Source organism: Pseudomonas sp. P4_C3 (assembly GCF_056402075.1).
The window spans coordinates 1-1,111 of the sequence record NZ_JBFUIC010000663.1; the positions used below are offsets into that span (position 1 = coordinate 1).

Annotated in this window: 2 protein-coding genes; both read right to left on the bottom strand. The window is 62.2% G+C overall.

Annotation, left to right across the window (positions count from 1 at the left end; genetic code table 11):
- Positions 1–748, bottom strand: a 748-nt coding sequence (locus AC1DVH_RS31580) for a beta-ketoacyl synthase N-terminal-like domain-containing protein (RefSeq protein WP_477757087.1), incomplete at its 3' end; no start/stop codon positions are given.
- 30 nt (positions 749–778) lie between these two features.
- On the bottom strand, positions 779–1,111 hold a 333-nt coding region (locus tag AC1DVH_RS31585), incomplete at its 5' end, for an SDR family NAD(P)-dependent oxidoreductase (RefSeq protein WP_477757088.1).

Here is a 1,111-nt window from a genome sequence, read left to right on the forward strand (position 1 = left end):
CCAGCAGCCCGGCCCCTTCTCCCATGACAAAGCCATCGCGACCACTGTCGAAAGGTCGCGAAGCGCGCTCAGGCGTTTCGTTGTAAGCGCTGGACAAGGCACGAGCAGCCGCAAACCCGGCAAGACTGACCCGATCGATCGCCGCTTCCGCACCACCGCACACCGCGATATCCGCCTCACCCGCGCGAATCAACCGCGCCGCATCGCCAATCGCCTGAACCCCGGCGGCACATGCCGTGACCGGCGCACCTAATGGCCCTTTGAAGCCATGCTGGATTGACACGTGACCTGCCGCGAGGTTGACCAGAAATGAAGGGATAGTGAATGGAGACAAACGTCTCGGACCACGGCTATCGGTGGTGCGCACCGCATCGGCAATCGCGCCGAAACCACCTACACCTGAACCGATGATGGTGGCCGTGCGCTCCTGGGCATTGGCGTCCAGTGCTTGCCAGCCGGCTTGCTCCAGTGCCTGACGCGCCGCTTCCATGGCGAACAGGATGAAGCGGTCCATCTTCTTCTGTTCCTTGGGTGGGGTTGCCCGATCCGGATCGAACCCCGCCTCCGGATCGTCAGCCAACGCAGGCACTGCACCGCCAACCTTGGCCGGCAGGTCGGCAACCACCTCTTGCGGTAAATTGCGCAGCCCGGAACGCCCGGCCAACAGCCGCGTCCAGACTGCCTCGACACCGCTCCCCAGCGGCGACACCAGGCCCATGCCCGTTACAACCACACGACGATCACTCATACCGCAATACCTCAGTCGATTAGGGGCGTTTCATTTGTAACGCGCAGCGGCTTTGCTTTTGGAAAGATTGGGCGCCATCACAAGGCGTGCCGCAACAAAGGCATCCCAGTCGGCGGCATCCGGCAGCGAAGGAATGGTGACCAACTCGCCCTTATCCAGACCCGACAGTGCCGCGTCGACCATCTCGCCCGCTTCCATGACCATCTCGGCTGGAATCTGCGAAGCATCGATACCGGAGCGTTCCCAGATTTCGGTGCGTGTCACCCCAGGCAATACGGCCTGGACCTTGACCCCGGTGCCATCGAGTTCGGCATTCAACGACTGGGTCAGGCTCAATACATAGGCCTTGCTGGCGCTGTAGGT